Annotated in this window: 1 protein-coding gene; it reads left to right on the top strand. The window is 66.2% G+C overall.

The genetic code is table 11. From position 1 onward, the window contains the following. Window positions 1-266, top strand: a 266-nt coding sequence (locus tag ACVA58_RS28195) for an ABC transporter permease subunit (protein ID WP_446513539.1), incomplete at both ends; no start/stop codon positions are given.

The raw sequence follows: 266 nt of genomic DNA on the forward strand, positions 1-266 counted from the left end.
GTGGTGGGCGAGGCGTTCTACACCTTCCCGTATGCGCTGATGCTGTTACTGGCTACGCTCACGCTGGCGGATGGCCGCCTGTATGACGCCGCCCGGGCAATGGGCGCGGGCCCGTGGCGTACGTTCTGCACCGTCACGCTGCCGGGTGCGCGGTATGGCCTGTTTGGTGCCTTTGCGCTGGTGTTTACGCTGGTTGCCACGGACTTTGGCGTGCCGACCGTGGTAGGCGGCAGCTACCAGGTGCTGGCGGTGGAAGCCTACAAGGC

The organism is Photobacterium sp. DNB22_13_2 (genome assembly GCF_052873915.1).